This is a genomic window from Rhodococcus sp. P3_B8 (assembly GCF_056402775.1).
This window is the reverse complement of record NZ_JBFUGT010000061.1, coordinates 1-25,002: the sequence shown is the minus strand read 5'-3', so window position 1 is coordinate 25,002 and position 25,002 is coordinate 1. Positions and strand designations below refer to the sequence as shown.

Annotated in this window: 28 protein-coding genes and 1 pseudogene; 5 read left to right on the top strand and 24 right to left on the bottom strand. The window is 68.5% G+C overall.

Going from position 1 to position 25,002, the window contains the following annotated elements; all coding sequences use genetic code 11:
- Positions 1 to 23: 23 nt before the first annotated feature.
- From hemL to hppD, 4 genes are all read right to left on the bottom strand, one after another.
- Positions 24 to 1,349, bottom strand: a complete 1,326-nt coding sequence (gene hemL / locus AC1D1G_RS20275; protein ID WP_477953456.1) for a glutamate-1-semialdehyde 2,1-aminomutase — start codon at positions 1,347 to 1,349, stop codon at positions 24 to 26.
- A gap of 61 nt (positions 1,350 to 1,410) precedes the next feature.
- Positions 1,411 to 1,923, bottom strand: coding sequence for a VOC family protein (locus tag AC1D1G_RS20270; RefSeq protein WP_317570131.1), 513 nt, complete (start codon positions 1,921 to 1,923; stop codon positions 1,411 to 1,413).
- Entirely contained in the window at positions 1,920 to 2,684 is a 765-nt protein-coding gene (locus tag AC1D1G_RS20265) for an SDR family NAD(P)-dependent oxidoreductase (RefSeq protein WP_283331023.1), read from the bottom strand. The genes AC1D1G_RS20270 and AC1D1G_RS20265 overlap by 4 nt, the downstream gene beginning before the upstream one ends.
- A 33-nt stretch (positions 2,685 to 2,717) precedes the next feature.
- On the bottom strand, positions 2,718 to 3,926 hold the full coding sequence (gene hppD / locus AC1D1G_RS20260; RefSeq protein WP_283331022.1) for a 4-hydroxyphenylpyruvate dioxygenase: 1,209 nt from the start codon (positions 3,924 to 3,926) through the stop codon (positions 2,718 to 2,720).
- A gap of 115 nt (positions 3,927 to 4,041) precedes the next feature.
- Between hppD and AC1D1G_RS20255 the strand changes: the two genes are divergently transcribed.
- Positions 4,042 to 4,557, top strand: a complete 516-nt coding sequence (locus tag AC1D1G_RS20255; RefSeq protein WP_283331021.1) for an Lrp/AsnC family transcriptional regulator — start codon at positions 4,042 to 4,044, stop codon at positions 4,555 to 4,557.
- On the opposite strand, the gene AC1D1G_RS20250 is transcribed toward AC1D1G_RS20255, so the two are convergent.
- On the bottom strand, positions 4,517 to 4,975 hold the full coding sequence (locus AC1D1G_RS20250; protein WP_280779891.1) for a MarR family winged helix-turn-helix transcriptional regulator: 459 nt from the start codon (positions 4,973 to 4,975) through the stop codon (positions 4,517 to 4,519). The two genes, AC1D1G_RS20255 and AC1D1G_RS20250, sit on opposite strands and share 41 nt — an antisense overlap.
- 74 nt (positions 4,976 to 5,049) lie before the next feature.
- Here AC1D1G_RS20250 and AC1D1G_RS20245 point away from each other — a divergent pair, with 74 nt between their 5' ends.
- The gene (locus AC1D1G_RS20245) at positions 5,050 to 5,904 is read left to right on the top strand and encodes an alpha/beta fold hydrolase (RefSeq protein WP_477953454.1); all 855 of its coding nucleotides are present in this window, start codon (positions 5,050 to 5,052) and stop codon (positions 5,902 to 5,904) included.
- A gap of 16 nt (positions 5,905 to 5,920) precedes the next feature.
- A complete protein-coding gene (locus AC1D1G_RS20240; RefSeq protein WP_280779889.1) occupies positions 5,921 to 6,424 on the top strand; it encodes a DUF427 domain-containing protein in 504 nt (167 codons plus the stop codon).
- 5 nt (positions 6,425 to 6,429) lie between these two features.
- Here AC1D1G_RS20240 and AC1D1G_RS20235 read toward each other — a convergent pair whose 3' ends face one another.
- Positions 6,430 to 6,762: a DUF3099 domain-containing protein gene (locus AC1D1G_RS20235; protein WP_283331018.1), complete on the bottom strand. Its 333-nt coding sequence runs from the start codon at positions 6,760 to 6,762 to the stop codon at positions 6,430 to 6,432.
- A 155-nt stretch (positions 6,763 to 6,917) separates the two neighbouring features.
- Between AC1D1G_RS20235 and AC1D1G_RS20230 the strand changes: the two genes are divergently transcribed.
- Positions 6,918 to 8,864: an acyl-CoA dehydrogenase family protein gene (locus tag AC1D1G_RS20230; RefSeq protein WP_477953453.1), complete on the top strand. Its 1,947-nt coding sequence runs from the start codon at positions 6,918 to 6,920 to the stop codon at positions 8,862 to 8,864.
- Here AC1D1G_RS20230 and AC1D1G_RS20225 read toward each other — a convergent pair.
- The 9 genes from AC1D1G_RS20225 to AC1D1G_RS20185 form a co-directional block, all read right to left on the bottom strand.
- Entirely contained in the window at positions 8,796 to 9,131 is a 336-nt protein-coding gene (locus AC1D1G_RS20225) for a hypothetical protein (RefSeq protein WP_105415976.1), read from the bottom strand. The two genes, AC1D1G_RS20230 and AC1D1G_RS20225, sit on opposite strands and share 69 nt — an antisense overlap.
- Positions 9,128 to 9,610 carry a hypothetical protein gene (locus AC1D1G_RS20220; protein WP_477953452.1) on the bottom strand — a complete coding sequence of 161 codons (483 nt, stop codon included), beginning with the start codon at positions 9,608 to 9,610 and terminating at the stop codon, positions 9,128 to 9,130. Before AC1D1G_RS20220 ends, AC1D1G_RS20225 begins: the two co-directional genes overlap by 4 nt.
- A 255-nt stretch (positions 9,611 to 9,865) precedes the next feature.
- The gene (locus AC1D1G_RS20215; protein ID WP_317570138.1) at positions 9,866 to 10,471 is read right to left on the bottom strand and encodes a hypothetical protein; all 606 of its coding nucleotides are present in this window, start codon (positions 10,469 to 10,471) and stop codon (positions 9,866 to 9,868) included.
- Between the two features lie 28 nt (positions 10,472 to 10,499).
- Positions 10,500 to 11,474 (bottom strand): porphobilinogen synthase, encoded by a 975-nt coding sequence (hemB, locus tag AC1D1G_RS20210; protein ID WP_283331305.1) that lies wholly within the window; start codon positions 11,472 to 11,474, stop codon positions 10,500 to 10,502.
- Positions 11,475 to 11,552: 78 nt separating this feature from the next.
- Positions 11,553 to 13,118: a bifunctional uroporphyrinogen-III C-methyltransferase/uroporphyrinogen-III synthase gene (locus AC1D1G_RS20205; RefSeq protein ID WP_005251986.1), complete on the bottom strand. Its 1,566-nt coding sequence runs from the start codon at positions 13,116 to 13,118 to the stop codon at positions 11,553 to 11,555.
- A gap of 75 nt (positions 13,119 to 13,193) precedes the next feature.
- Complete coding sequence (gene hemC, locus AC1D1G_RS20200; protein ID WP_280779884.1) at positions 13,194 to 14,159, bottom strand: hydroxymethylbilane synthase; 966 nt, start codon at positions 14,157 to 14,159, stop codon at positions 13,194 to 13,196.
- Entirely contained in the window at positions 14,156 to 15,595 is a 1,440-nt protein-coding gene (locus AC1D1G_RS20195; protein WP_016882766.1) for a glutamyl-tRNA reductase, read from the bottom strand. The genes hemC and AC1D1G_RS20195 overlap by 4 nt, the downstream gene beginning before the upstream one ends.
- Complete coding sequence (locus AC1D1G_RS20190; protein ID WP_477953450.1) at positions 15,592 to 16,446, bottom strand: redox-sensing transcriptional repressor Rex; 855 nt, start codon at positions 16,444 to 16,446, stop codon at positions 15,592 to 15,594. Before AC1D1G_RS20190 ends, AC1D1G_RS20195 begins: the two co-directional genes overlap by 4 nt.
- Before the next feature lie 140 nt (positions 16,447 to 16,586).
- A complete protein-coding gene (locus AC1D1G_RS20185; RefSeq protein ID WP_477953449.1) occupies positions 16,587 to 16,847 on the bottom strand; it encodes a glutaredoxin family protein in 261 nt (86 codons plus the stop codon).
- Between the two features lie 179 nt (positions 16,848 to 17,026).
- Here AC1D1G_RS20185 and AC1D1G_RS20180 point away from each other — a divergent pair, with 179 nt between their 5' ends.
- A complete protein-coding gene (locus AC1D1G_RS20180) occupies positions 17,027 to 18,013 on the top strand; it encodes an HAD family hydrolase (protein WP_283352852.1) in 987 nt (328 codons plus the stop codon).
- A gap of 15 nt (positions 18,014 to 18,028) precedes the next feature.
- Here AC1D1G_RS20180 and AC1D1G_RS20175 read toward each other — a convergent pair whose 3' ends face one another.
- From AC1D1G_RS20175 to AC1D1G_RS20135, 9 genes and pseudogenes are all read right to left on the bottom strand, one after another.
- A complete protein-coding gene (locus tag AC1D1G_RS20175) occupies positions 18,029 to 19,048 on the bottom strand; it encodes a lysophospholipid acyltransferase family protein (protein WP_477953447.1) in 1,020 nt (339 codons plus the stop codon).
- Complete coding sequence (locus tag AC1D1G_RS20170; protein WP_009474737.1) at positions 19,045 to 20,088, bottom strand: NAD-dependent epimerase/dehydratase family protein; 1,044 nt, start codon at positions 20,086 to 20,088, stop codon at positions 19,045 to 19,047. Before AC1D1G_RS20170 ends, AC1D1G_RS20175 begins: the two co-directional genes overlap by 4 nt.
- A 198-nt stretch (positions 20,089 to 20,286) precedes the next feature.
- Positions 20,287 to 20,388 carry a 30S ribosomal protein bS22 gene (locus AC1D1G_RS20165; RefSeq protein WP_003402602.1) on the bottom strand — a complete coding sequence of 34 codons (102 nt, stop codon included), beginning with the start codon at positions 20,386 to 20,388 and terminating at the stop codon, positions 20,287 to 20,289.
- Between the two features lie 220 nt (positions 20,389 to 20,608).
- Positions 20,609 to 20,845 (bottom strand): helix-turn-helix domain-containing protein, encoded by a 237-nt coding sequence (locus AC1D1G_RS20160; protein ID WP_005258384.1) that lies wholly within the window; start codon positions 20,843 to 20,845, stop codon positions 20,609 to 20,611.
- 125 nt (positions 20,846 to 20,970) lie between these two features.
- Positions 20,971 to 21,786: a pyrroline-5-carboxylate reductase gene (gene proC, locus AC1D1G_RS20155; protein WP_105415988.1), complete on the bottom strand. Its 816-nt coding sequence runs from the start codon at positions 21,784 to 21,786 to the stop codon at positions 20,971 to 20,973.
- A 36-nt stretch (positions 21,787 to 21,822) separates the two neighbouring features.
- Positions 21,823 to 22,665: a thioesterase family protein gene (locus AC1D1G_RS20150; protein WP_280779883.1), complete on the bottom strand. Its 843-nt coding sequence runs from the start codon at positions 22,663 to 22,665 to the stop codon at positions 21,823 to 21,825.
- Positions 22,662 to 23,297 carry a MerR family transcriptional regulator gene (locus AC1D1G_RS20145; RefSeq protein ID WP_283331010.1) on the bottom strand — a complete coding sequence of 212 codons (636 nt, stop codon included), beginning with the start codon at positions 23,295 to 23,297 and terminating at the stop codon, positions 22,662 to 22,664. The genes AC1D1G_RS20150 and AC1D1G_RS20145 overlap by 4 nt, the downstream gene beginning before the upstream one ends.
- A gap of 107 nt (positions 23,298 to 23,404) precedes the next feature.
- The gene (locus AC1D1G_RS20140) at positions 23,405 to 24,346 is read right to left on the bottom strand and encodes a sugar phosphate isomerase/epimerase family protein (RefSeq protein ID WP_477953445.1); all 942 of its coding nucleotides are present in this window, start codon (positions 24,344 to 24,346) and stop codon (positions 23,405 to 23,407) included.
- A gap of 7 nt (positions 24,347 to 24,353) precedes the next feature.
- A pseudogene (locus AC1D1G_RS20135) lies at positions 24,354 to 25,002 on the bottom strand (hypothetical protein); the annotation flags it as partial.

Genomic DNA, 25,002 nt, shown 5'->3' with positions numbered 1-25,002 from the left:
CGGCCGCGAGGGGGGAGGACACGTCAGGGCTGGACGGCCGCGGCGGCGGCCTTCGCGGCGTGCGGCAGGGCGTCGGCGATGATCGAGAAGGCTCTGTCGTCCATGGCGGCGGAGACGAACCACGCCTCGAACGCGCTCGGCGGCGGGTACACACCGCGTGAGAGAAGCCCGTGGAAGAACGCCGGGAAGCGCCAGGTCTGGGCGGCCTTGGCCTCGGCGTAGTTGGTCACCGGGTCCTCGCTGAAGAACACGCTGAGCATCGTGCCTGCGGTCTGCACCCGGTGCGGCACACTCTCGGCGGTCAGCGCGTCGGACAGCAGGGTCCGCAGGGTGGCGCTGTTGCGCTCGAGTGCGTCGTACACGGCCTGGTCCGCGGCGCGCAGGCTGGCGAGCCCGGCGGCGACGGCGACGGGGTTCCCGGACAGGGTGCCTGCCTGGTAGACGGGTCCGGCCGGGGCGAGATGGGCCATGACGTCGGCGCGGCCACCGAATGCGGCGGCGGGCAGACCGCCGCTCATCACCTTGCCGAACGTGTAGAGGTCACCGGCGACGCCGTCGAGCCCGAACCAGCCGGCGGAGCTGACGCGGAACCCGGTCATCACCTCGTCCATGATGAGTAGGGCGCCGTTGTCGCTGGTCAGCTTCCGCAGGCCCTCGTTGAATCCGGGCTGCGGCGCCACTGCGCCCATGTTGCCGGCGGCGGCCTCGGTGATGACGCACGCGATCTGGCCCTCGTTCGCGGCGAAGGCCTGGGCGACGGCGTCGAGGTCGTTGTAGGGAACGACGATGGTGTCCTCGGCCTGCGCGCCCGTCACGCCGGGCGATGTCGGGAGGCCGAAGGTGGCGAGCCCCGAGCCGGCGTCGGCCAGCAGCGCGTCGACGTGTCCGTGGTAGCAGCCGGAGAACTTGAGGACCTTGGTTCGGCCGGTGAATCCGCGGGCCAGTCGGACGGCGCTCATGGTGGCTTCGGTGCCGGAGTTGACCAGGCGCACCTTCTCCACCGGCGCAACCCGGCCGACGATCTCCTCGGCCAGTTCGATCTCACCCTCGGTGGGCGCGCCGAACGACAGGCCGGTGGCGGCCGCCTTCTGCACTGCCTCGACGACGGCGGGGTGCGCGTGACCGAGGATCATCGGTCCCCAGGAGCAGATGAGGTCGACGTAGTCGTTGCCGTCGACGTCGGTGAGCGTGTAACCGGACGCTTCCTTGATGAACCGCGGGGTGCCGCCGACCGAGTGGAAGGCTCGCACCGGGGAGTTGACGCCGCCGGGAATGACCAGATCAGCCCTCTCGAAGAGCTGGGCGGAGCGGGATGCGTGCACGTCGGGGTCACCGGAGGAAACAGTCACGGCCTCCAGTGTCCCAGTTCTGTCGAATTTGCCAACGACAGGGTGTAGTGGGTGGCCAGGATCACTCTGCCCGATCCGTCGCGCCGGGTGGTTCCGGGACGAGCGAGGCGAACATCGCCCTCATCTCCTCGGACAGTTTCAGCAGTTCCACGTATCCGCCGAGCGGGCCGCCCTCGAGGTACGCGAACTCCATCCCGACGCCCTCGAACCGGCCCCGCTGCACCACCGGCAGTCCTCGACGTCCGGCTTCGGCGAGGGTGGCCTCGAAGTCGTCGGGGACCCAGGCCACGTGATGGACGCCGGGACCGGTGGTCTCCAGCTGTTCCGTGTAGAGGTTGCGTCCCGACACCGGCTGGATCAGCTCGAGCTGCTGTCCGCCGGCGTATCCGAGGGACACGTGGACCACGTAGTCGGCGGGCTGCCCGCGGTACGTGCAGTGCTCGGGTCCGAAGTGCACGTCCGGGAGCCGCAACCATCGCGCGACGCCGAGCTGCTCGGTGAAGTACCGCTCGGCAGCCTCGATGTCGTCGACGACCCAGCAGATCTGGAAGATCGGGCCGGCGACGAGGCTCACGCCATCTTCCCGTTGTCCACCGAGTACACGGCTCCGTGGATGGCGGACGCGTCGTCGGATGCGAGGAAGGCCACCGTCTTCGCCACGTCCTCGGGTTCCATCAGCCCTCTCGGGGAGGCCGACTTCAGGACGAGCTCGAAATCGACGCCGTCGGGGAACGCGAAATTCGTGACCTGCGGTGTCATCATCCCGCCCGGGCAGACGGCGTTGATCCGCAGCGGTGTGCCGGTGAACTCGAGTGCCATCGCGCGGGTGAGACCCACCAGTCCGTGCTTGGCGGCGCAGTAGCCGGCCGAGTACGCCTGCCCCTGCAGTCCGGCGACGGATGCGACGTTGACGATGTTGCCTCCGCGGTCGAGCAGATGCGGCAGCGCTGCCCGCGACAGGTAGAACGGCCCGTTCAGGTTCACGGCGAGATCGTGTGCCCAGTCCTCGTCCGTGACGTCCGCGGTGTGCCGGAGGGTGTGCGAACCGGCAACGTTGATCAGGACGTCGAGACCGCCGAGCCCGGCGACGCAGGCTGCCACGGCCGCGCTGCACGCTTCCGGCGACGCCACGTCCGCCGGTGCACAGCGCCCCGCGGCCTCCGGCCCGGCGATCTCGATCATGGCCTGCCGCAGCGCATCCCCGTCCCGTGCGACCCCGAAGACGAGGGCTCCCCGGTCGGTGAGGAGCCGGGCCACGGCGTGCCCGAGCCCCGAGGAGGCCCCGGTGACGAGAGCGACTTTCCCTGCGAACGTTCCCCGATCCGTGTCATCCATCAGTCGATGATGCACTGCGTGCCGATCGGAGGTTCACAGATTGCCGCGCGCCGCCTGCTCACGCTCGATGGATTCGAACAGGGCCTGAAAGTTGCCCGCCCCGAATCCGAGCGAACCGTGCCGTTCGATCAGCTCGAAGAACACGGTCGGCCGGTCGCCGAGCGGCTTGGTGAAGATCTGCAGGAGGTATCCGTCCTCGTCGCGGTCGACGAGGATTCCGCGCTTCTGCAGTTCCTCCACCGGCACCCGGACCCTCCCGATCCGGGCACGCAACCGCGGGTCCTCGTAGTACGCGTCGGGTGTGTTCAGGAATTCGACGCCCTCGGCCCGCAGCGCGTCCACCGTCGCGAGGATGTCCCCGGTCGCGAGGGCCAGATGCTGGCAGCCCGGCTCACCGTAGAACTCGAGATATTCGTCGATCTGCGACTTCTTCTTTCCCACCGCGGGTTCGTTGAGCGGGAACTTCACCCGGTGGTTGCCGTTCGCCACGACCTTCGACATCAGCGCCGAGTACTCCGTGGCGATGTCGTCGCCGACGAATTCGGCCATGTTCGTGAATCCCATGACGCGGTTGTAGAACCGGACCCAGTGATCCATCCGGCCCATCTCGACGTTGCCGACGGCGTGGTCGAGCGCCTGGAACAACCGCGGGGGTTTACCCGGTCGCGCCGCGAAACCGCTGGAGCGCGCGACGAATCCGGGGAGGTAGGGGCCGTCGTACCGGCTGCGGTCGACGATGGTGTGCCGGGTGCTGCCGTACGTGGCGATCGCCGCGAGCCGCACGGTGCCGAACTGATCCGTGACGTCGCGCGGCTCCTCGAGAATGGCGGCCCCCTGCGAGCGGGCGTGCGCGATGCAGCGGTCGACGTCGAGCACTTCCATCGCCAGGTCCACGACGCCGTCGCCGTGCGCCCGGTGATGGTCCGCGAGCGGGCTCTTCGGATCGACGGCGCCGTGCAGCACGAACCGTGCCGACCCCGACTCGAGGACGAAGGACTTGTGCGAGCGCTGACCGGTCTCCGGCCCGGCGTAGGCGACGAGGGTCATGCCCCAGGTGGAGACGAAGTACTGCATGCTCTGCGTCGCGTTGCCGCACGCGAATACCACGGCATCCATCGCGACCACGGGAAACGGATCCGACGCGTCGTCGTGTTCGACGAGCCCGACCAATTGCCGGAGCTCGTCGGTCTCCAGATGTGCGGCCACCTCGCGGGGCGTCAGGCGAATGTCGGCGATAGTCATATCTCACTGTGATCCAGCACACATCACTGCGCAACGGTGCCTCTTGACGCTGTTCAATCTGTACAGAATGCTGGACGAAAAGACGGTTGGACCCTACATATTGACCAGGGACGCCATGAGTATCGATCAACTCGACGCCACACTGCTCGACCTGCTCCACGCCGAGCCGAAGGTCGGGGTGCTCGAGGCGTCGAGACGCCTGGGAGTGGCGCGTGGCACCGTTCAGGCGCGTCTCGACCGGCTCGAACGCACCGGCGTGATCACCAGTTCGGCACCGACCCTCGACCCGGAGGCACTGGGGTTTCCGGTGGTCGCGTTCGCCACCCTGGAGATCGCCCAGGGCAACGGGCACGCCGCGGTCGTCGAGCATCTGACCGCCATCCCCGAAGTTCTCGAAGCGCACACGATTACCGGAGCCGGCGACGTCCTGGTCCGCGTGGTGGCGCGCACCCACGCCGACCTGCAGCGGGTGATCAACTCGATCGTGGACGGGCACAACGTTCTTCGCTCGTCGACCGTCATCGCGACGCAGACCCAGATCGCCCTGCGTCACGAGCAACTCGTCCGCGCGGCGGTCCCTCCGCCCACGGTCAGCGGTCCTCGGGACTCAGCTCGTCCAACAGTGAATTGAGCACGGAGCAGGCGTCGTCGAACCGGTCGTGGCCGACGATGCCGCCCCAGTGGTGCTCGATCTCGGCGACCCGTACGGCGGCGTCCTGCAGCGCCTGCCGTCCCCGCGCGGTCGGGACGACCAGTTTCGCCCGCCTGTCCCGCGTGTCCGGAACCCGCTCGACGTACCCGAGGTCCTCGAGATCGTTGATCAGTTCGGACGCGGCGGACAGACTCAGTTCGGCACGGGAGGCGATCTCCGTCAACCGCCGGCCCTCCCAACCGATGTTGCCGAAGATCTGCAGATGCGGCGGGCGGATGTCGCCGTAACCGCGTTCTGCCATGGGCTCGCTCAACTCCCGGCGGAACTCGTGCAGCAAACGAACCAGCAGCTGCCCCACCGCAGGCCGATCGGACGGCAGACCTCTTGACCGTTCCATGACACGGGAGAATACTACGGTTACCGAAGTTTCGGTTTCCGAAGCATTACTCGACACAGCACCTGGGGCATCCCATGGACACACAATCGATCACCCGGACCGTCCCGACGAGCGTCGGGAACCTCGCCGTCCACGTCACCGGCAGCGGACCGCCGACCGTGCTCTGGCACAGCCTTTTCGTCGACTCGACGACGTGGGCACCCCTGCGCAGCCATCTGGTCGGATACCGGCAAGTGATCTCGATCGACGGACCCGGCCACGGAGCGAGCACCGCCGTACCGCGCCGGTTCACGATGGAGGAGTGCGCGGAGGCGGCGATCACCGTCCTCGACGTACTCGGCGTCACCGAGCCCGCCGACTGGGTGGGAAACGCCTGGGGTGGACACGTCGGGCTCGTCGCGTCCGCCGACACTCCCGACCTGTGCCGCACCGTGGTCACCATCGGGACACCGACCCAAGCCCTCACCCGCAGGGAACGCGCCAGGATCGTGCCGATGGTGTGGGCCTACCGCATCGCCGGGCCGATTCCACCGCTCACGAATGCGGTGATGAACGTCCTTCTCGGCAAGGAGCTTTCACGAACGCACCCGCAACAGTTCCAGGCCGTCTCCCGGACCTTCCGGCAGGCACCACGCCGCGGCATGCACCAGGCGATGCCGTCGTTCATGCTGCACCGCAAGGGCCTCGGCCCTCTCCTCCCCCGGATCGGAGCGCCGACGCTGATGGTCGTCCCCCGCGCAGACACGATGATCTCCCTCGAGCAGGCACGGGCCGCCGCGGCGACGATGCCGCACGCCGCGGCCACCACGGTGGACGGCGCCGGCCACATCACACCATTGATCGCCGACCCGGCCGCACTCGCCGACCTGATCACCGCGTTCTGGCGCGACCCCGTGGGATATCTCGCGATGATCAGCACCTCGGCCTGACTCGACTGGTCCACGCATGACGAGCGGCCACCCGATCCCGGACCCCGTCGGTCCGGGCCAGGAATCGGTGTGGGACTACCCGCGGCCACCCGTGGTCGAGCAGAGCGGCGAGTTGGTGGAGGTGCGGTTCGGCGGGCAACTCGTCGCACGCACACGCAACCCGCTGCGCCTGCTCGAGACGAGCCACCCGCCGACGTACTACCTGCCGCGCACGTGTTTCGCCGAGGGGGTCCTGCGTCCGGTTGCCGGGAGCACGGTGTGCGAGTGGAAGGGGCGGGCGGATTATTTCGACGTCGTCGCGGGCGGACACGTCGCCGAGCGTGCGGCGTGGCACTATCCGCGGCCGGTCGCCGGGTACGAATCTCTCCTCGGGCACGTGGCGGTCATGCCGGGATCGATGGACGGCTGTTTCGTCGACGGCGAGCGGGTTCGGCCCCAGACGGGGGGCTTCTACGGCGGGTGGATCACCGATCGGGTGGTCGGCCCGTTCAAGGGCGGGCCCGGGAGTCGCTTCTGGTGACCGCCTCACCCACTACCGTGGGACTCGTCCGTCTCCCACGGCGGCAGGTCGTCGACGATCAGGGCGACGAGCCACGGCAGGGGCAGCGACACACCGATGATCGCCACGGCCACCCACGGGTTACCGGACAGACCGTAGACCACCGCGGACAGCACGAACGCGAGAATCCTGAACGACGCCACGATCACGTACTTGCGCACCCGCACCCGATGCTGTTGTTCGAGTGACACCGATGCCGTGGTGATACTGATCGGGTGGCGGGCGGTGCCACTCGGTGCGGACGTCCACCGGAAGGTCGGGCCCGTGACGAGGGACCGTAGTGCGTGGGAAATGCTCACCACACCGGAATACCCAGAGCATTGCCGCATGCAACGCCCATCACCGGTGTTACGGCCGGCCGGAGGAAGGCTTCGGCACCTTCGGTGTCCCCTGATCGCCGGACCTGTTCCTCGACCGACATCACGCGCCTCGGAGCGACCGCTACTGTCGAGTCATGGCCACCACAGCTGACCACCTGAGAAGCACCCTCGACGGACGCTGGCGGGAGGTACGCGAGCGCGTCAGGGCGGAATTGTCCGGATCCCCCGACTTCGCACCGCACTACACCCCCGACCTCGACGAGGCCCGCGCCAAGACGCTGGCGCWGTTGCGTCTGCTGGCGAGCAACGGCTACGCCGCCGACGGATTCGCGAAAGACCACGGCGGCACCGGTGACGCCGGCGCCGCAGTCACGAGCATCGAGATGCTTGCGATGTCGGACCTGTCCCTGATGGTCAAGGCGGGCGTGCAGTGGGGACTGTTCGGCGGCGCGATCGAGAACCTCGGTACCGCGCGCCATCACGAGGCGTACGTGAAGCGACTCGTCGATCTGGATCTGCTGGGGTGTTTCGCGATGACCGAGACGGGTCACGGCAGCGACGTGCAGGCCCTCGAGACCACCGCGACGTACGACGCGGACGCGGGCGAATTCGTCATCCACTCCCCCACGCCGTCCTCGCGCAAGGACTACATCGGCGGGGCGGCGCAGCACGCGACGATGGCGGCCGTGTTCGCGCAGTTGATCACGGGCGGCGAGTCGCAAGGCGTGCATTGCTTCGTGGTGCCGATCCGGGACGAGGACGGCAACGATCTCCCCGGCGTCCACACGTCGGACTGTGGGTACAAGGGTGGACTTCCCGGCGTCGACAACGGCCGAATCACGTTCGACCAGGTCCGAATTCCGCGGGAGAACCTGCTCAACAAATACGCCGACGTGGAACCCGACGGCACGTACACCTCGCCGATCGACAACGCGAACCGCCGATTCTTCACGATGGTGGGCACTCTCGTGCGGGGACGCGTCACGGTGGGCGGGTCCGCCGGCGCCGCCGCCCGCGTCGCATTGTCGATCGCCACCCGATATGCGTTGCAGCGCAGGCAGTTCAATGCCCCGCAGGCCGAGGACGAGGTGCTGCTCATGGACTACCTCGTCCACCAGCGCAGGCTGTTCCCGTTGATCGCACGCTCCTACGCTCTGCAGTTCGCGCAGAACGAGCTCGTCGCCAAGATGCACGAGATCCAGAGCAGTGCCGACGCCGACCCCCAGGAACAGCGTGAACTCGAGGGCCGCGCCGCCGGGCTCAAGGTTGCGAACACCTGGCACGCCACCCGTGCGATCCAGGAGGCCCGTGAAGCGTGCGGCGGCGCCGGGTACATGGCCGAGAACCGTCTCACGGCGCTCAAGGCCGACACCGATGTGTTCACCACGTTCGAGGGCGACAACCACGTCCTGACGCAGCTCGTGGCCAAGGAACTGCTCACGTCCTACGCGGACGAGGTGCGCGGCATGAGCCCCGTCGAATGGATGCGCTTCGCGGCCACCACGGTTTCCGACGTCGTCAAGAAGCGCACCGCCGCGCAGCAGATCATCCAGACGATCCTCGACACGCGGCAGGACAACGAGGAGGACGGCAGCCTCTTCAACCGCGGCACGCAGCTGACGATGTTCGAGGACCGCGAGCAGTACCTGCTCGCGACCGCCGCCCGTCGCCTCCAGGCTGCGCAGAAGCGCGAGGAGAACCCGTTCGACGCCTTCAATTTCGTGCAGGATCACGTGCTGCACGCCGCGCAGGCGCACATCGACCGGGTGGTGCTCGAGGCGTTCGTCGCCGGCATCGACGAATGCGACGACGACGACGCCCGCGACCTGCTGAGCGATGTCTGCGACCTCTACGCGCTGAGCGTGATCGAAGAAGACAAGGCGTGGTTCATGGAGCACCGGCAGCTGTCGGTGGAGCGGTCGAAGGCGGTGCAGCGGGGAATCAACGAGCGCTGCCGGTCGCTGCGGCCGCACGCCCAGACGTTGATCGAGGGCCTCGGGGTTCCCGAGGCGCTACTCGGCTCCGCGATGCTCGACGGTCCCGGGACCGACACCGTCCGCAAGACCCAGATCTTCCGATGACGAGGACGGCTCGGCGGGTTCGCCCGCCGGGCCGGACCGGAGCCGGCGCACCGAATCGATCACCAGCAACCCCGCGACCGTCAGCAGTCCGGCTGCGACGGCGATCCACGACCCCGAGTACGCGGTTCCCTCGAAGGAGGGTGCACCCGGCGCTACGGGACCGAACTCCGATGTGACCTGGGCGTGGTTCCAGCACCACACCGCGGCGACGACACCGGCCACGGCACCGATCCACTCCGCTGTCACCACCGCGGTCCGGCGGTTCATTCCGCCGACCCGCCCGCCGACTTCGCGAGCAGCGATTCGAGCTGCGCGCGCAATGCCTCGTCGTCCTTCGCCCACGCCTGCACCAGGGCGCCGCCCCGCAGTCGCAGTCCGATGCCCGTCCGCCGGCGGGGAACCGCGGACAGCTCCCCCAGACTCCGGGCGGTTTCCCACGGCTGCTGCTCGTACGACTCCGGGTCGGCGGGGGGCATGATCTTCACGATCTCGGTGATCGGCACGTCTTCGGTGCCCTGCCGCAACGACGACGTCGTGAGTTCGACGCTGGCATGCCTACGGGCGGCCACCACCTGCACGTAGACGAAACCGCTGAGCAACACTGCGAACAACGACAGCGCGAACCAGTGCACCACCGGGCCGGTCAGTAGTTCGATGATCAGCGCGATCAGGCAGAAGACCGGGCCGAACRCCACCATCCGCCAGCGGGCGCCGGGCTCACTGAACAGGACGGCTGGTTCGCTCACACGCTCATCCTGCGACATCGTGGCGCGCGAGGAAAACGTGGGGCACGTCAGGAGAGGGCGCCCGGGATCACGACGAGCAACAGAGTCAGCAGCACGAAGGCCACGATGATGGCGAACATCAGTGCTTCTTTGCGAGACCCGTGTGCTCGATCGTCAGCGCGCATGGAGAAAAGTCCTTCGGTCGAAATGAAGTCTGCGGTCTGCCCTTGTGACGTACTTCACGGTACATCTTTATATTTCACGAGCAAATCGAAGCTACTCGTCGGAGGGGGGCAACCTCAAAAAGTAGCTGTTGGAATCCTTGCGGTGCATCAGCACGACGGCTCCGACGGCCACCACGGCCTGGAGGATCTGCACGCCGCCGAGAGCGAGCGCGGTGCCGCTTCCGTCGGATCCGATGCCGAAGAGCACCGGGACGGTCCACACCACCATCATCACGCACGCGATGGTGAGCAGCATCCTGGCCCAGTTCCGGCCCTTGCGCATGAAGTGCACGAACAGGAGGAACAGCCCGGTGAGGATCAGGATGAGGACGACCGTGAACCCGATACCCACGTAGAACAGGGACTCCACGCTGTCGCGGCTCATGTCGACCTCGCCGGATGTGACGCTGGGGTTGTTCATCAGTTCGTCGACGAACGTCGACTTCTCCCCCACCACCAGAACCATCGCGGCCAGCGCCTGGATCAGACCGAGCCCGGCCACCGCCCACAGCAACTGGGCTGCCGTGCCCACGTCGACCGGTGCCGGACGTTCGGGCTTCGGCTGCGGCACCGGCGGGGGGTACGGGAAATCGTGCGGAGACGGGCTCTGCTGATGCGGAGCCTGGTGCGGCGGTGTCGGTGGCCACTGCTGGGTCATGGCACTACCGTATCCGCCGACGAGACGATCACAACCAGCCGGCCGCTTCGGTCGCCCAGTACGTCAGCACGACGTCCGCGCCTGCGCGGCGGATACTGGTCAGCGATTCGAGGATCGCGGCGTCCCGGTCGATCCAGCCGTTCTGCGCGGCGGCCGTGATCATCGAGTACTCGCCCGAGATCTGATACGCCGCAACGGGGACGGGAGAGCGGTCTGCCGTCTCGCGCAGGACGTCCAGGTAGGACATCGCCGGCTTCACCATCACCATGTCGGCGCCCTCGTCGATGTCGAGGTCCACCTCCCGCAGCGATTCCCGGCGATTGGCCGAATCCTGTTGGTACGTGCGGCGATCACCCTGCAACGACGACCCGACGGCCTCCCGGAACGGGCCGTAGAACGCCGACGCGTACTTCGCCGAGTACGCGAGCTGACCGACGTCGGTGTAGCCCGCGTCGTCGAGGGCCTTGCGGATGGCGGCGACCTGGCCGTCCATCATTCCGCTCGGACCGAGCAGATGCGCGCCGGCCTCGGCCTGCGCGACCGCCATGTCGACGTACCGCTGCAGCGTGAGGTCGTTGTCGACCGCACCGCTCTCGTCGAGAACTCCGCAATGACCGTGGTCGGTGAACTCGTCCAGGCAGGTGTCCGCCATGATCACCGTCGCATCGCCGACTTCGTCTGCGAGCCAGCGCAATCCGCGGTTCAGGATGCCGTCCGGGTCGGACGCGCCGGACCCCTCGGCATCCTTGTCGTCGGGACGGGGCACCCCGAAGAGCATGAGTCCACCGAGTCCCGCCTCGACCGCTTCCGTCGCCGCCCGACGCAGCGAGTCGGGTGTGTGCTGGAAGACGCCGGGCATCGACGAGATCTCACGAGGCTCGTCGATACCGTCCGCGACGAACATCGGCAACACGAGATGCCGTGGCTCGAGCGAAGTCTCGGCGACGAGACGACGCAGCGCCGGTGTCCGGCGGAGGCGTCGCGGTCGGTGGGTCGGGAACAAGGACATGCCCTCCTTCGTCGGGCCCGTGCGCCTTTTTGGTAGTGGGAACAACCAAAAAGGCGCACGGGCGCGTAGCGCCTATCGCCGAGCGCGGGACTTCTTGCGCGGCGGGGGCAGTGCGCCCTCGGCACGCAGGCGCGCGGCGTGCTCGGCGAGAGCCTCCACCAGCGGGCCGACCTGAGCGGTCTCCGGCTGCACGTCCACGCGCAGGCCGAATTCGATGGCCGTCTCGGCGGTCTTCGGACCGATGCAGGCGACGAGGGTGCGCGCGTGCGGCTTTCCGGCGATGCCGACGAGGTTGCGGACGGTCGAGGACGAGGTGAAGCAGACGGCGTCGAACCCACCGGTCTTGATCATCTCGCGGGTCTCGGCCGGCGGCGGCGCGGCCCGGACGGTGCGGTAGGCGGTGACGTCGTCGATTTCCCAGCCACGTTCGCGCAGGCCCTCGGCCAGCGTCTCGGTGGCGATGTCGGCGCGGGGCAGCAGAACCCGGTTGACCGGGTCGAACACGTCGTCGTAGGGGGCGAATTCGGCCAGCAGGCCTTCGCTCGACTGCTCACCGGAGGGCACGAGTTCGGGGTTGATTCCGAACGAGCGGACCTTGGCGGCCGTGGCCTCACCGATGCAGGCGATCTTGACGCCGGAGAACGCGCGGGCGTCGAGCCCGAACTCCTCGAACTTCTCCCACACCGCACGCACCGCGTTGGTGGACGTGAAGACCACCCACTGGTAGCGGCCGTCGACCAGGCCCTTGACGGACCGTTCCATCTGCGCCGGGCTGCGGGGCGGCTCGACGGCGATGGTGGGCACCTCGATCGGGATGGCGCCGTGCGTGACGAGGCGGTCGCTCATTTCGCCTGCCTGATCCTTGGTGCGCGGCACCAGGACCTTCCAGCCGTACAGTGCGCGCGACTCCCACCACGACATCTTGTTGCGCTGGGCGACGACCTTGCCGACCGTCACGACCAGCGAACCGACCAGTTCGGAACCGGCCTCGTTCAGGGTCGCGAGGGTGGCCTCGACGGTGCGCTGCTGCCGGGTGGTGCCGCGGACCGTGATGGCGGCCGGGGTCTGCGGAGCCAGGCCGTGCTCGACGAGGGCGCTCGCCGTCTCGGCGAGGTGACCCGACGTGGCGTGCAGGACCAGCGGTCCGGGTGCGGCGGCCAGGGCAGCCCAGTCGACCTCGCCGCGGACGTCGGCCTCGGTGTGTCCCGACCCCAGTGCCATACCGGCGTAGGACGGGACGGCGGACGCGGACGGCAGGCCCGGCAGGACCTCGAACTGCACCTGGGTGCGGGCGACGGCGGTGACCTCGGCGATCACGGAGTCGGTGGTCAGCGGGTCGCCGGACACCAGACGCACGACGTCGTGGCCGTTCCTCGCCTCGTGGACGAGGGTCTTCGCGACCTCCGCCGGCTCACCCAGTGCGGGACGGACCTCGGCGAGCGGCTCACCGGTCTCGGCGTCGACGCCCAGGTCGGTGCCCACCAGGACCGTGACGCCCTTGTCGACGTCGGGGTCGGTGAAGGCGAGGGTCGCTGCGGCAAGGACGTCCCGTGCGTGCACGGTGAGCAGTGCCGGATCGCCCGGTCCGGATCCCACGAACAGGATTCGTCCGGGGGTGTTCTTACGGACTCGGCTCATCGGTAATTCTCCAGTGCGATCATGTGTCGAGATGGGTACAGGAAGCGGATCGGCCGATCAGTCGGCCTTCGCACATCAAACATCGGCATCACCGGCCTCGGTGACATTCATCAGCTCCCGCGCACCGAGCTCGAGAAGCTCCCGCGCGACGGAGCGGCCGAGTTCTGCGGCGTTCTCCGGGGAGCCCACGGCCCCCGTGCGAATGACGTCGGAACCGTCGATGGCTGCGGCGCAGCCCCGGACGGACAGTTCGTCGAAGATGCGGCCGTCGTCGTCGAGTGATTCGACGACCTCGGCGATGGCGCCGACGGGCGCGGTGCAGCCGGCCTCGAGCTCGGCGAGCAGCGCGCGTTCCGCGGTGACGGCGGCGCGGCTGTTCGGGTCGTCGAGCTCCGACAGGATCGCGACGAGCGCCGTGTTCGCGGACAGGCATTCGACGGCGAGCGCGCCCTGCGCGGGGGCGGGCAGCATCTGGACCGGTTCGATGGACTCGGTGATCAGGTCCAGACGTCCGATCCGCGCCAGGCCCGCGCGGGCCAGGACGACGGCGTCGAGTTCGCCGGACTCGACCTTGCCGAGGCGCCGCTGCAGGTTGCCGCGCAGCGGACGGATGTCGAGGCCGAGGCCCAGCGCCCGGAGCTGCGACGTGCGCCGCGGTGCGGACGTGCCGACCTTCGAACCGGCGGGCAGTTCACCGAGGACCAGTCCGTCGCGGGCCACGAGCGCGTCGCGGGGATCCTCGCGCGGCGGAATGGCGGCGATGGTGAACCGTTCGTCGGGGGCGGTCGGCAGGTCCTTGTAGGAGTGGACGGCCACGTCGACGCGGCCGTCGGCGAGCGCTTCCCGGAGTTCGGCGGTGAAGACGCCGACGCCGATCTTCTCCACCGATTCCATGGACTGGTCGCCCTTGGTCTTGATGATGACGAGCTCGGCGTCGTGCCCGGCCGAGATCAGTGCGTCGCGCACGGTCCCGGCCTGGGTGGTCGCGAGCTCACTCCCACGGGTTCCGATCCGCAGCGTACGGGTGCCGACGGCGCTCATGCCTGCGATTCCTTCCCATGGTTGTCGTCTGTGACGAAGCGGCGCAGGCGCGGGTCCTGGCCGGCGATGAAGCCGTCGGTGATGTCGATGGCGCTCAGGTCGGTGGCGCCGCCGAGGTCGGTGGGCTTGGCGACGGCCTCGACGGATCCGGGGCTGAGTTCGAACAGCTCGCGCAGGGCGGCGGCGTAGGAGTCGCCACCGGGTGCGGAGGCGAGCTGCTTCACCCGGACGGTGGGCGCGTGGAGAAGCTTGTCGACCACTCTCCGCACGGTGCGGGCGACCTCGTCGCGCTCGGGGTCGTCGAGTCCGGGCAGACGCGAATCCAGTCGCATCAGCTCCGCCTCGACCACGTCCGCGGCGCGCTGGCGCAGGGCGGTGACGGTCGGCGTGACCTCCGCCAGCCGCTGGCCGGCGAGGTAGTTGGCGAGTTCGGCGGCGACGATCGTCCGGGCGGCGTCGGCGTCGGATGCGGCGGCGCCTGCGGCGGGGTCGCGCTGCAGCGATTCCATGTCGAGGACGGTGACCCCGGGCAGACCCGATACGGCGGGCTCGACGTCGCGGGGCAGTCCGAGGTCGCAGATGACGAGGGGGCGTTCGGCGTCGCGGCCGGGCTGTGCCAGCGCGCGGTGGGTGTCCGCGAGCGTGACGACGGCGCCGACCGCGCCAGTACAGGTCACGAGGACATCCGCCTGGGCCATCGCGGCGGGGAGTTCGCTCAGTTCGAGGGCTTCCGCCTCGACGCCGTTGGACCGGGCCGTGTCGGCGAGGTGCTCCGCACGCTCCTTGGTCCGGTTCACGACGACGATGCGGCCGATCCCGGCCCGCGTGAGGTGGGCGACCGACAGGCCGCCCATGGATCCGGCACCGACCACAACGGCGGTGCGTCCGGTCAGTCCGCCGTCGCCGACGATGCCGGCGGCCCGGTCGAGGGCCACGGACACGACGGACGCGCCCGCCGAATCGATACCGGTCTCCGAATGCACCCGCTTGCCGACGCGCAGCGCCTGCTGGGCGAGTTCGTGCAGGGTGCGGCCGGCGGCCTGCTGCGCGTCGGACGACGCGTAGGCGGTCCTGATCTGCCCCAGGATCTGCTGCTCGCCGATCACCATCGAGTCGAGGCCGCTGGCCACGGCGAACAGGTGCTCCGCCGCAGCCTCGCTGTAGCGGACGTACGCGTGCCGGTGCAGATCGGTGAGATCGAGCCCGGAGTGGTCGGCGAGCAATTCGCCGACCTCGGCCAGCGCACCGTGGAACGCATCGACGACGGCGTAGATCTCCACCCGGTTGCAGGTGGAGACGATCATCGCCTCCGAGATGTGCGACGACGCCAGAAGCTTGTCCGTCAACTTCGGGCGATCGGTGTCGGTGACAGCTACCCGCTCGAGAACCGGCACCGGGGCCGTTCTGTGCGAGACCCCGACAAGCAGAACACTCACGGCGCGATCACTGATCCGTTTCTTGGTGCGGTGGACGGGACAGCCGAATGTCCGATGCGGACGCGGGGAGCGGTGGGGACCGACTCCGTGTTGCGTGCGCTGTTGAACGAGAGAACCTGCATTTCGACGGCGAGGTCGACGCGGCGCATCTCGACGTGATCGGGGACGTCGAGCGAGGTCGGCGAGAAGCTGAGGATGCAGCGCAGTCCGGCGCGCACCAGACGGTCGGCGACTTCCTGCGCCGCCTCGTCGGGCGTCGAGATGACGCCGATGGTGGCCTCGAGTTCGGCGCAGGCCTGCTCGAGTTCGTCGACGTGCCGCACGGTGAGGTCGCCCACCGGCGCACCGACCCGCGCCGGGTCGCTGTCGAACAGTCCGACCATGGAGAACCCGCGACGGCCGAAGCCGCCGTAGCCGGCGAGCGCCTGGCCGAGGTTTCCGACGCCGACGAGCACCACTTTGTGTCCGCGGTCCAGGCCGAGCGCGCGTTCGATGCGGGCCCGCAGGCGCGTCACGTCGTAGCCGACGCCGCGCACACCGTTCGGCCCCAGGAAGGAAAGGTCCTTGCGGAGCTTCGCGGAGCCGACACCGGAGGCTGCGGCGAGTTCCTCGCTCGAGACGATGATCGTGCCGCGTTCCGTCAGCACTCCGAGGACCCGCAGGTACGTCGCGAGGCGCGTCACCGTAGCCTGGGGGATGTCCCGCGATTCGGGGAGCGGAGCGGCGCCGGCGACCGAGGGGGCCGGAGACCCGACCATCGACTGCCCGACCGCCMCCGTGACGCCAGGGGCCACAGACCCATGCGTCTGGTGCGTTTCGGTCACGTCGTTGGCTCCTCGTCCGACCGGCATTCGATGCCGTTCTTCACGATGCTCCGGGGAATTGTTCACACCACGGTAACTGCTTGTGAACCCATGCACAAAGTCGCTGCGACTGCGCGACATGCGGTCCTACCTGCACGGCATCGGAAGATCCCACTTTTAGGGTTCCCTTACTTGCGTAAATCCGAGCGAAGGCGCTCTTCGTCGACCTCCCAGTAACTGTGCTCACGTCCGTCGAGCAATACCACCGGCAGTCGGTCGCCGAATTCGGCCCGCAATTCGGGGTCCGTGGCCGCCGCCTCGTCGACGTCTATGCACGTCAGTTCCAGCCCGAACTCCTCGCACAGAACCAGCAGCAGCTCGCGGGCCGGCGCGCACRCACCGCACCCCGCCCTCGTGAGAAGCGTCACCTCGTGTCCGCCTGTGCTCATGCCTCGTCACTTCCTTTCGACGCCTCCGGTGGAGTCACTGTGCCGTTTCGGGGTCCGCAGACGCCAATCGGCTCGGAGATGAACGTCACACAGTTCCCTCAGCGCGGCCATCCACCCGCCCCGTCCCCGATTCGGGGGATAGGCTGCTCCCAGAGGCTTCTGCGATACGGGAGGTGCGAGTGCCTGCGCGATCACTACCGAACGGCACGGGTTTCGGTTCAGGTCTGGCGGGGATCATCCTCCCGGGCCGACGCCAGTTCAGGAATCCGCTGGGACCCAGCGAAGCCGAGGTACGTGCCAATGTCGCAGGTGAGGCGAGTGCCGATGCGGCCCTCGCGCTCCACGTCGCGTCCGGCGAGGAAACCGAGCTGGTGGAACACGACGTTCCCCTCGACCTCACTGCGGCCGCGTTCTTCGACGTCGACAACACGATGGTCCAGGGCGCCTCGATCATCCACTTCGCCCGTGGACTGGCCGCCCGCAAGTACCTGAAGACGTCCGACCTCGTCGACTTCGCGTGGAAGCAGATCAAGTTCCGCATCACCGGCAAGGAGAGCAGCGACGACGTCGCCTCCGGCCGGGAGAAGGCCCTCTCGTTCGTCTCCGGACGGTCGACGGCCGAGCTCGCCCGGCTCGGCGAGGAGATCTACGACGAGGTGATCGCCGACAAGATCTGGCCCGGCACCCGCGCGCTGGCGCAGATGCATCTGGACGCCGGGCAGCAGGTGTGGCTGGTCACCGCGACCCCGGTGGAGCTGGCCCAGGTCATCGCGAAGCGCCTCGGCCTCACCGGTGCCCTCGGCACGGTGGCCGAGAGCGAGGACGGGATGTTCACGGGACGTCTGGTCGGCGACATCCTGCACGGCCTCGGCAAGGCGCACGCCGTGCGCGCCCTGGCCGTCCGCGAGGGGCTCAACCTCAAGCGCTGCACCGCGTACTCGGACAGCCACAACGACGTACCGATGCTGTCGCTGGTCGGCACGGCCGTCGCGATCAACCCCGACACCGACCTGCGCGAACTCGCCAAGAACCGGGGCTGGGAGATCCGCGACTTCCGGACCGGACGCAAGGCCGCCAAGATCGGCGTCCCCACGGCGCTGCTCCTCGGCGCTGCCGGCGGCGCACTCGCCGCGATCGTCGCGCGCCGCCGCGAACAGGCGGCCTGAGCCGCCCGCGGCGGTTCAGCCGAGGAACACGTTCCGGCGCTTCGCGAGGAGCCGGTACAGCGTCTGCTGGATGGTCTCCCGGACGTGGTCGGTGACCTCGAACAGTTCCATCGGGTCGTCGGCCGCCGCCGCGTCGTAGGTGTCGGTGACGATCGGCTTGCCGAACTCGATGTACCACTTCGACGGCAGCGGGACGAGTCCGAGCGGTCCGAAGTGCGGGAACAGCGGGGTCACCGGGAAGTACGGCATCCCCAGCAACCGGGCGAGCGTCCCGAGTTCGCCGATCTTCGGGTAGATCTCCTCGGATCCGACGATCGAGCACGGAATGATGGGCGCACCGGTCCGCATGGCGGCGGACACGAAGCCGCCGCGGCCGAACCGCTGCAGCTTGTAGCGTTCGCTGAACGGTTTGCCGATGCCCTTGAAGCCTTCGGGGAACACGGCGGCGACCTCCCCGTCCTGCAGGAGGCGCACGGCGTCCGGGTGGCATGCGAGGGTGTGCCCGGCCTTGCGGGCGACACCGCCGACCAGTGGCATCTCGAAGGCCAGATCGGCGGCCAGCATCCGCAGCGGGCGGTGCGCGGGGTGATGGTCGTGGACGGCGACGGACGTCATCAGACCGTCGATGGGCAGGACACCGGCATGGTTGGCGACCACCAGCGCGCCACCGGTAGACGGGATGTTCTCCAGACCGCTGACCTCGACGCGGAACCACTTGTCGAACAGTGGCCGCAGGATGGGGAGCCACACGTTCTCGGCGAAGTGCGGGTCGTAGCCGAAGTCGTCGACGTGGTAGTCGCCCGACAGCCGGCGCCGCACGAACTCGGCGGTGTTGACGATCTGCTCGGCCAGGGCGTTGCGGACGGCGTCGACGGCCGAAGTCTCGGTGACGGGCTCGGGTGGGGTGATCACGGCGGGTGGAGGCATCGCGGACGGATGTCGGCTCTCGCTCTGCTCACGCCTCGAACGTCCGATAGCGGCCCCGCGCGCGGTTGTCGCACCGTGCAGCGGAATGACCTTCGCCACTTCGTTCACCTCTCTCCTTTCGCCGTGCCGGTAAGAGCGAGTAGTGCGTTTTCTGCTGCGTCGACCCATTCGTTCTTGATGATCGCCTTGACGCCTGCCGCGCGAGCGAAGTCGTCGAGCGCCTGCATCGAGGTCCACCGTGGCTCGAAGGATAGTTCGCTTCGCATGCGGGTGGTGTCGAGTCCGCAACCGAAGTGGAAGTACTCGAGTTGCTCGGTGGTGTACGACCGCATTACCGGACCCATCAGCGCACGTCCGACGTTGCGGAACAACCCGAACGGCATCGGGACCTCGATCCGCCCGGCGCGGCGGATGGCCTGGGACATCATGACCACGCCGTCGCCGGCGACATTGAACGTGCCCGCCGGGCCCGATACCGTGGCCCGTTCCAGGGCGGCGAGCGCGTCCTCCTCGTGCAGCACCTGCAGGCGTGCGTCGCGTCCGAGAATGGTCGGCACCACCGGTGAGGTGAGGTACTGCGCGACGGTTGCGTTGAGGCGGGGACCGACCAGCGGTGCGAGGCGGAGAATCGACACCGCGATGTCGGGGCGCCTGCGCCCCATTCCCCGCAGATATCCCTCGATCTCGATGCAGTCCCGTGCGTAGGCGCCCGCGGGACGCCGCCGGGCGCTCATCTCCTCGGTGAACTTGGCGGGGTCCTTGGCGCTGCAGCCGTACACCACGGAGGCCGACCGCAGCACGACTTTCCGGACGGTCGGCGCCTTCTGGCAGACGGCGAACAACTGCATCGCGCCGATGACGTTCATGTCCTTCATCGCCGCGCGACTGCCCGACTTCGGCGGGCGCGCCAGCGTCGAGGCGTGCACGACGGTATCGACCTCGGCGTTGCGAATGACCTTGCCTATCAGGGGATTCCGAATATCGGCGCGCACGAACTCGGCGCGGCCCATGCGGCGCAACATGTCCTTGCTCGGCGACACCGCGTCCACCGCGATGACTCGCTCGATGTCCGGATTCTGAGCGAGCCGGGTGACCAGGTACCCACCCAGAAACCTGCTTGCCCCAGTGACCAGCACGACGCGCGGCACCGCCGTCCGCGTAGTACTGTCTCCGTCACTCACAACCACTAGGACCCCCGATCACGTAGCGAGTGACGTCAACGATACGTGCAGGAGGGGGATGGCGCTCCGCACAACGACAATTGGTCGGTCGCCCACTACGCGGAGGGTGCCGGGTAAACGACGGATGCCCGCCACCGGAGGTGACGGGCATCCAGACGCAACTCTTTACTTACCGAGTTTCCTGCGCTGCACTCGGGTGCGGCGAAGCAGCTTGCGGTGCTTCTTCTTCGACATGCGCTTGCGTCGCTTCTTGATCACTGAACCCATAGCGGGTGTCCCTCACGTTCTTCTCTAGCGTTCCTGCGCACGCCGGTCACGTACGCCTGCGCCGCTCTGGCGCCTGGGCCTCGTTTTAACTAGCTCAGCGCCTTACGACACCAGCTGGCTGGTACGACAGTCGCTAATCGTACCGGTGCGGGTCCGCTCTCTGAAAACTAGGTCGCACCGTTGCCGGCGAAACCGAGGTGACCCTCTTCGTGCCGATCGGTCAACCGGCGTCGAAGTACGAGGTTTCGAGGTAGTCGTGCACTGCTTTCGCATGCACTCTGAACGAGCGGCCCACACGGACGGCGGGCAGTTCGCCGCTGTGCACCAACCGATACACAGTCATCTTGGACACTCTCATCAGCGTCGCTACCTCGGCGACGGTGAGAAATTGCGTTCCGGCCAGGGCCGGTTGTCCGTCCGGGGCCGAGCCCTTGGACGGCTTTTTTGCAGACGTCATCAACCACTTACCTCCGGCACGTCTCGCGCCGCCGGCTTCCCCTCCGGCGGAACAGACACGCACGTGCTACTTCGAGCTTAGCGGGACGGATGGGGTTACTGCGACGGGTGTGGGCAATCGAATATTCATTCGGTCGACGTGCCGAGTTCGGCGGAACGAATCTTCGCGGCTTCGAGAGCGTCGAAAAAGGCTGTTCGGAGCCCGTTTCCCTCCAGTCGGCGGATCGCGGCCGCGGTGGTTCCGCCGGGCGAGGTCACGGCGGCACGGAGTTCGGTCGCGCTCTCCCCCGACCTGTCGAGCATCGCCGCGGAGCCGACCATGGTCTGCACGACCAGCTCGGAAGCGGTCGCCCGGGTCAGTCCGAGCCCGACGCCCGCGTCGATCATGGCCTCGGCGACCAGAAAGAAATAGGCAGGACCGGAGCCGGAGACGGCGGTGACGGCGTCGATCTGCGATTCGGGGACGACGACGACCTTGCCGACCGACGACAGGACGCCGCGCACCAGTTCGAGGTGCTCCTTCTTCACGTGCCTGCCGGGGGCGAGCACGCTGACGCCCTCACCGACCAGCATGGGCGTGTTGGGCATGACCCGGACCACCGGGAACCCGGCGGGCAGTCTCGTCTCGTAGAAGGCGGTGGGGATCCCCGCAGCGAGCGACACGAGCAGCTGCTCGCGCTCGCCGTCGAGCTCCACCTTGGACACCTCGGTGAGCGCGGCCTCGACGTCGCCCGGCTTGACGGCCATCACGATGACGTCGGCGCCTTCCGCGGCGTCGGAGGGGGTGGTGACCCGCACCGCGTACGCCGCGGCCAGCTCGTCGGCGCGCGCCGGATGCTGCTCGGCCACCACCAGATCCTTGACGGCGTGACCTGCCTGCAGAAGCCCCGAGATGAGGGCCTCGCCGATCTTGCCGCCTCCGATTACCGCAATTCTCGTCATGCCGAACAGCCTGCCACGACGCTCCGCGGCGCCTTCCTAGCGGGGGATCATCGCCAACTGCCGGCTCTGCACGACGATCGCCCCGGTCGAGTCGAGCACGGTGTGGTCCTCCTCGAACCACGCACCGCCGAGCACCGTGCTGCTGGCCATCACGCGCAGCCACCCCGGCGCCGGCTGCCTGCGCAGGTACGTGGTCAGCTGCACCGTGGGCGCCCAGCCGAACATGCCGCGGTTCATCGTCACGGGGGCGCTGATGTCTCCGGTCATGATCGCGAACAGGGCAGCCGTGTCGGGGTCGTCCTCGTCGCCCGCGCGCGGTCGCACCCACATGCGCACCTCGGGTTCACCCTGGTTGCCGGTCAGGAAGTGCGCCGACGTCCCGTCCACCCGCATGTCGCAGCCCTGCGACACGTGGACGATCTGCCCCATCGGATGGTCGGCCGTGAGCACGACAGCGTCGGTGGGCGGTTCCACCGGGAGCTGGGACAGGGCGTGGACTCCGCTGTACTGCGGCTCCCCCGCGTCGGGGACGCCGAGCGTGACCGACGCGTGCACGGCCACTCGGTCGCCCTGCTTCAGCTCCACGTCGACGAACGACACCTGCTTGCCCTGCTTGCGGACCGTCGTCGACAGCGTCACCTCGCCGGGGTCGGGGGCGGACAGGTAATTGGCACCGACCGCGAGGGGCTGCACCCGGGACAGCTCGGCGTCGCCGCTCTCGTCGAGCAGTCGTCTGCGGGCCGCGGCCGCGCACAGCGACATCATCGAGCCGCCGTGCACCTTGGGGCCGATCGTCCAGATCGGGTCGATTGACGCCTGATAGGTCCCGTCACCGGCAGCGGTGAGGACGTTGAGGTCGCGGAAGGGAGTTGAGCTCACTGCTGATCCTGTTCTTCGGGGTTCCGGAGGCGCTTCTGCGCGAGGTCCTGGTGTGCGAGGCGGCGCATCGCGGCGATCACCGGCTCGTAGATGGCGGTGCCGAGCACCGCGTAGCGGATCGCGTCCTCGGCCGATTCGGTGGGCATGAGTCCGATGTCGATCTCGGCGATCCCGCGCACGTGCCGCCCGTAGGCGTCGAGTCGCTCGTCGGTCATCGGGATGCCGGCCTCTTCGAGCCCCTCGAGCGCACGTTCGAGCTGTCCGACCGCGACGTACCGCGGGTCGTACACCTGCCCGAGCCTGTCGAGGACGGCGCGTGCCCGCGGGAACTCGTCCCCGTCGTCGACGCTGGCGTCGAGGTAGGGCGGGAGTTGCGCGATGGCCTCGCCGAGCACCTCGAACAGCGAGCCGTCGGGATGGTCGACGAGCCGGAGGATCTCCCGGATGCGCGGAATCGGGAGTCCGGCCCCGGCGAGCGCCTTGACGAGGCCGAGTCGCTCGACGTGCTTCTCGCCGTACCGGGCCTGGGTGGCGCTCGTCGCCTCGCCGGGCATCAGCAGACCTTCGCGCAGGTAGTACTTCACCGTCGCGAGTGGAATGCCGGTACGGGCGACCAACTCGGAAACGCGCACGGCCCCTCCTCCGGCTCATCGACTGTCGACCTCGGATACTCAGCACTAGATACCGAGACTATCCAATATGGCGACGAGCTTACCGCAGCAGGAAGGCGGCAGATAGGTCAGGTGTCGTCGTGATCGCCACCGGAGTGGCTGCGGGGCGACCCCGAGGCGGCGCGGCCCGGCTCGAGGTGCTCACGGGCGAAGGCCAGCGCCTGCGCGAGCATCGACGACCGTTCCCGCTGCGTCCGGGCGTYCTGTGTGTTGATCTCGATCACCGCCTGCCCGTCGAATCCGGTGTCGACGAGATGCCGGCACAACTGCGCGCAGGGCTGGGCTCCGTGGCCGGGGATGAGGTGCTCGTCCATCGACGCGCCGCGGCCGTCGGCGAGGTGGAGATGAGCGAGGCCCTCCCCCATACGCTCCGCCAGCTTCATCGCATCCATGCCTGCCGTCGCCGTGTGCGACAGGTCGAGGGTGTAGTGGGCGTGTCCCGAATCGGTGGGGTCGTAGGACGGGCTGAACGCCGACAGCGCCGCCCCCGGTCCGCCCCGCCTCCGGAGCCGCTGCGCGGATCGCTCCTTGCTGCCGAAGAAGCCGTCCGCCCGCATGGGGAACATGTTCTCCACCGCGACGATCACGTCGCTGCGCAGTTCCAGGTCGGCCACCTGATCGGCGAAACCCTCGGCGTACCGGCGCTGCCAGCGGAACGGGGGGTGCACCACGACACTCGTCGCCCCGAGCGACTCGGCGGTGCGCACAGAACGCTCCAGCTTCGCGACCGGGTCGGCGCCCCACACCCGCTGCGAGATGAGCAGGCACGGCGCGTGGATCGCCTGAACCGGAATCGCGTACCTGCGCACCAGCCCGGCCACTGCCCCGACGTCCTGGCTGACCGATTCGGCCCACACCATCAGTTCGACGCCGTCGTACCCCAGATCGGCTGCGTACCGGAACGCCGCCTCCGTGTTCTCCGGGTACACCGAGGCCGTCGACAGGCCCACCAGTACCTTCCGCCCGCGCGATGACCGTCGAACCTGCCCGTGCCCACTGTCCCCGACCATGAGCAACTCAGCCCGACGCAAGCATGAAGGCTAACGGCCCCAGAGTGACGATCATCCCGACCACGACGGCGATCACAAAGCTGGTGATGTCGTCGGTGCGACGCAGGATGCGGACCATCGCGACCAGGCCCACGATGACGAGCAGCGCCAGGATCAGCGCGACCCACGGAAAGACGTCCCACAGCTTCTCGAAGCCCTTGAAGAGCAGGGCGCCGGCGATCACGGCTACGACACCCTGACCGATGAGGACGGCCCACTCACGAGTGGAGTTCTCGCCTGCCTCGTCCTTCTTGCCTGCCTTCTCCGCTTTCGCGGCCTCGGCCTTCTCGGCCTTCGCCTCCTTGCGGGAACGGCGAGGGCTCTCGGACTTCTGAGTGTCGCCCTCGTGCTTCTCCGTGTCCGCGTCGTCGGTGGCGGCCTCGATGAGTTCCGTCTCCTCGCSCGCGTTCGCCGCCTCCGAGYCCCGGGACTGCCGCATCAGGTCGCCGGCCAGCGTCGAGCCGGACAGCAGTGCGGGTTCCGGCTTCGCCTTGGCGGGAGCCTCGGGCTTCGGCGTCTTCACGAACTTCGACGCGCCGTTCGACGGTGCCGCGGCACCCGCCGTCGCGGGGGTTCCGGGCTTCGCCGGCGCCTCGGGCTTCGCCGGGACCGCGGGC

Bases quoted from the DNA above. Each gene is read 5' to 3' on its own strand.
- AC1D1G_RS20265 (WP_283331023.1), bottom strand. From the start codon at position 2,684: ATGGATGACACGGATCGGGGAACGTTCGCAGGGAAAGTCGCTCTCGTC.
- hppD (WP_283331022.1), bottom strand. From the start codon at position 3,926: ATGACTATCGCCGACATTCGCCTGACGCCCCGCGAGGTGGCCGCACAT.
- AC1D1G_RS20255 (WP_283331021.1), top strand. From the start codon at position 4,042: ATGAGTATCGATCAACTCGACGCCACACTGCTCGACCTGCTCCACGCC.
- AC1D1G_RS20250 (WP_280779891.1), bottom strand. From the start codon at position 4,975: ATGGAACGGTCAAGAGGTCTGCCGTCCGATCGGCCTGCGGTGGGGCAG.
- AC1D1G_RS20245 (WP_477953454.1), top strand. From the start codon at position 5,050: ATGGACACACAATCGATCACCCGGACCGTCCCGACGAGCGTCGGGAAC.
- AC1D1G_RS20240 (WP_280779889.1), top strand. From the start codon at position 5,921: ATGACGAGCGGCCACCCGATCCCGGACCCCGTCGGTCCGGGCCAGGAA.
- AC1D1G_RS20225 (WP_105415976.1), bottom strand. From the start codon at position 9,131: ATGAACCGCCGGACCGCGGTGGTGACAGCGGAGTGGATCGGTGCCGTG.
- AC1D1G_RS20215 (WP_317570138.1), bottom strand. From the start codon at position 10,471: ATGACCCAGCAGTGGCCACCGACACCGCCGCACCAGGCTCCGCATCAG.
- AC1D1G_RS20205 (WP_005251986.1), bottom strand. From the start codon at position 13,118: ATGAGCCGAGTCCGTAAGAACACCCCCGGACGAATCCTGTTCGTGGGA.
- hemC (WP_280779884.1), bottom strand. From the start codon at position 14,159: ATGAGCGCCGTCGGCACCCGTACGCTGCGGATCGGAACCCGTGGGAGT.
- AC1D1G_RS20165 (WP_003402602.1), bottom strand. From the start codon at position 20,388: ATGGGTTCAGTGATCAAGAAGCGACGCAAGCGCATGTCGAAGAAGAAG.
- AC1D1G_RS20160 (WP_005258384.1), bottom strand. From the start codon at position 20,845: ATGACGTCTGCAAAAAAGCCGTCCAAGGGCTCGGCCCCGGACGGACAA.
- proC (WP_105415988.1), bottom strand. From the start codon at position 21,786: ATGACGAGAATTGCGGTAATCGGAGGCGGCAAGATCGGCGAGGCCCTC.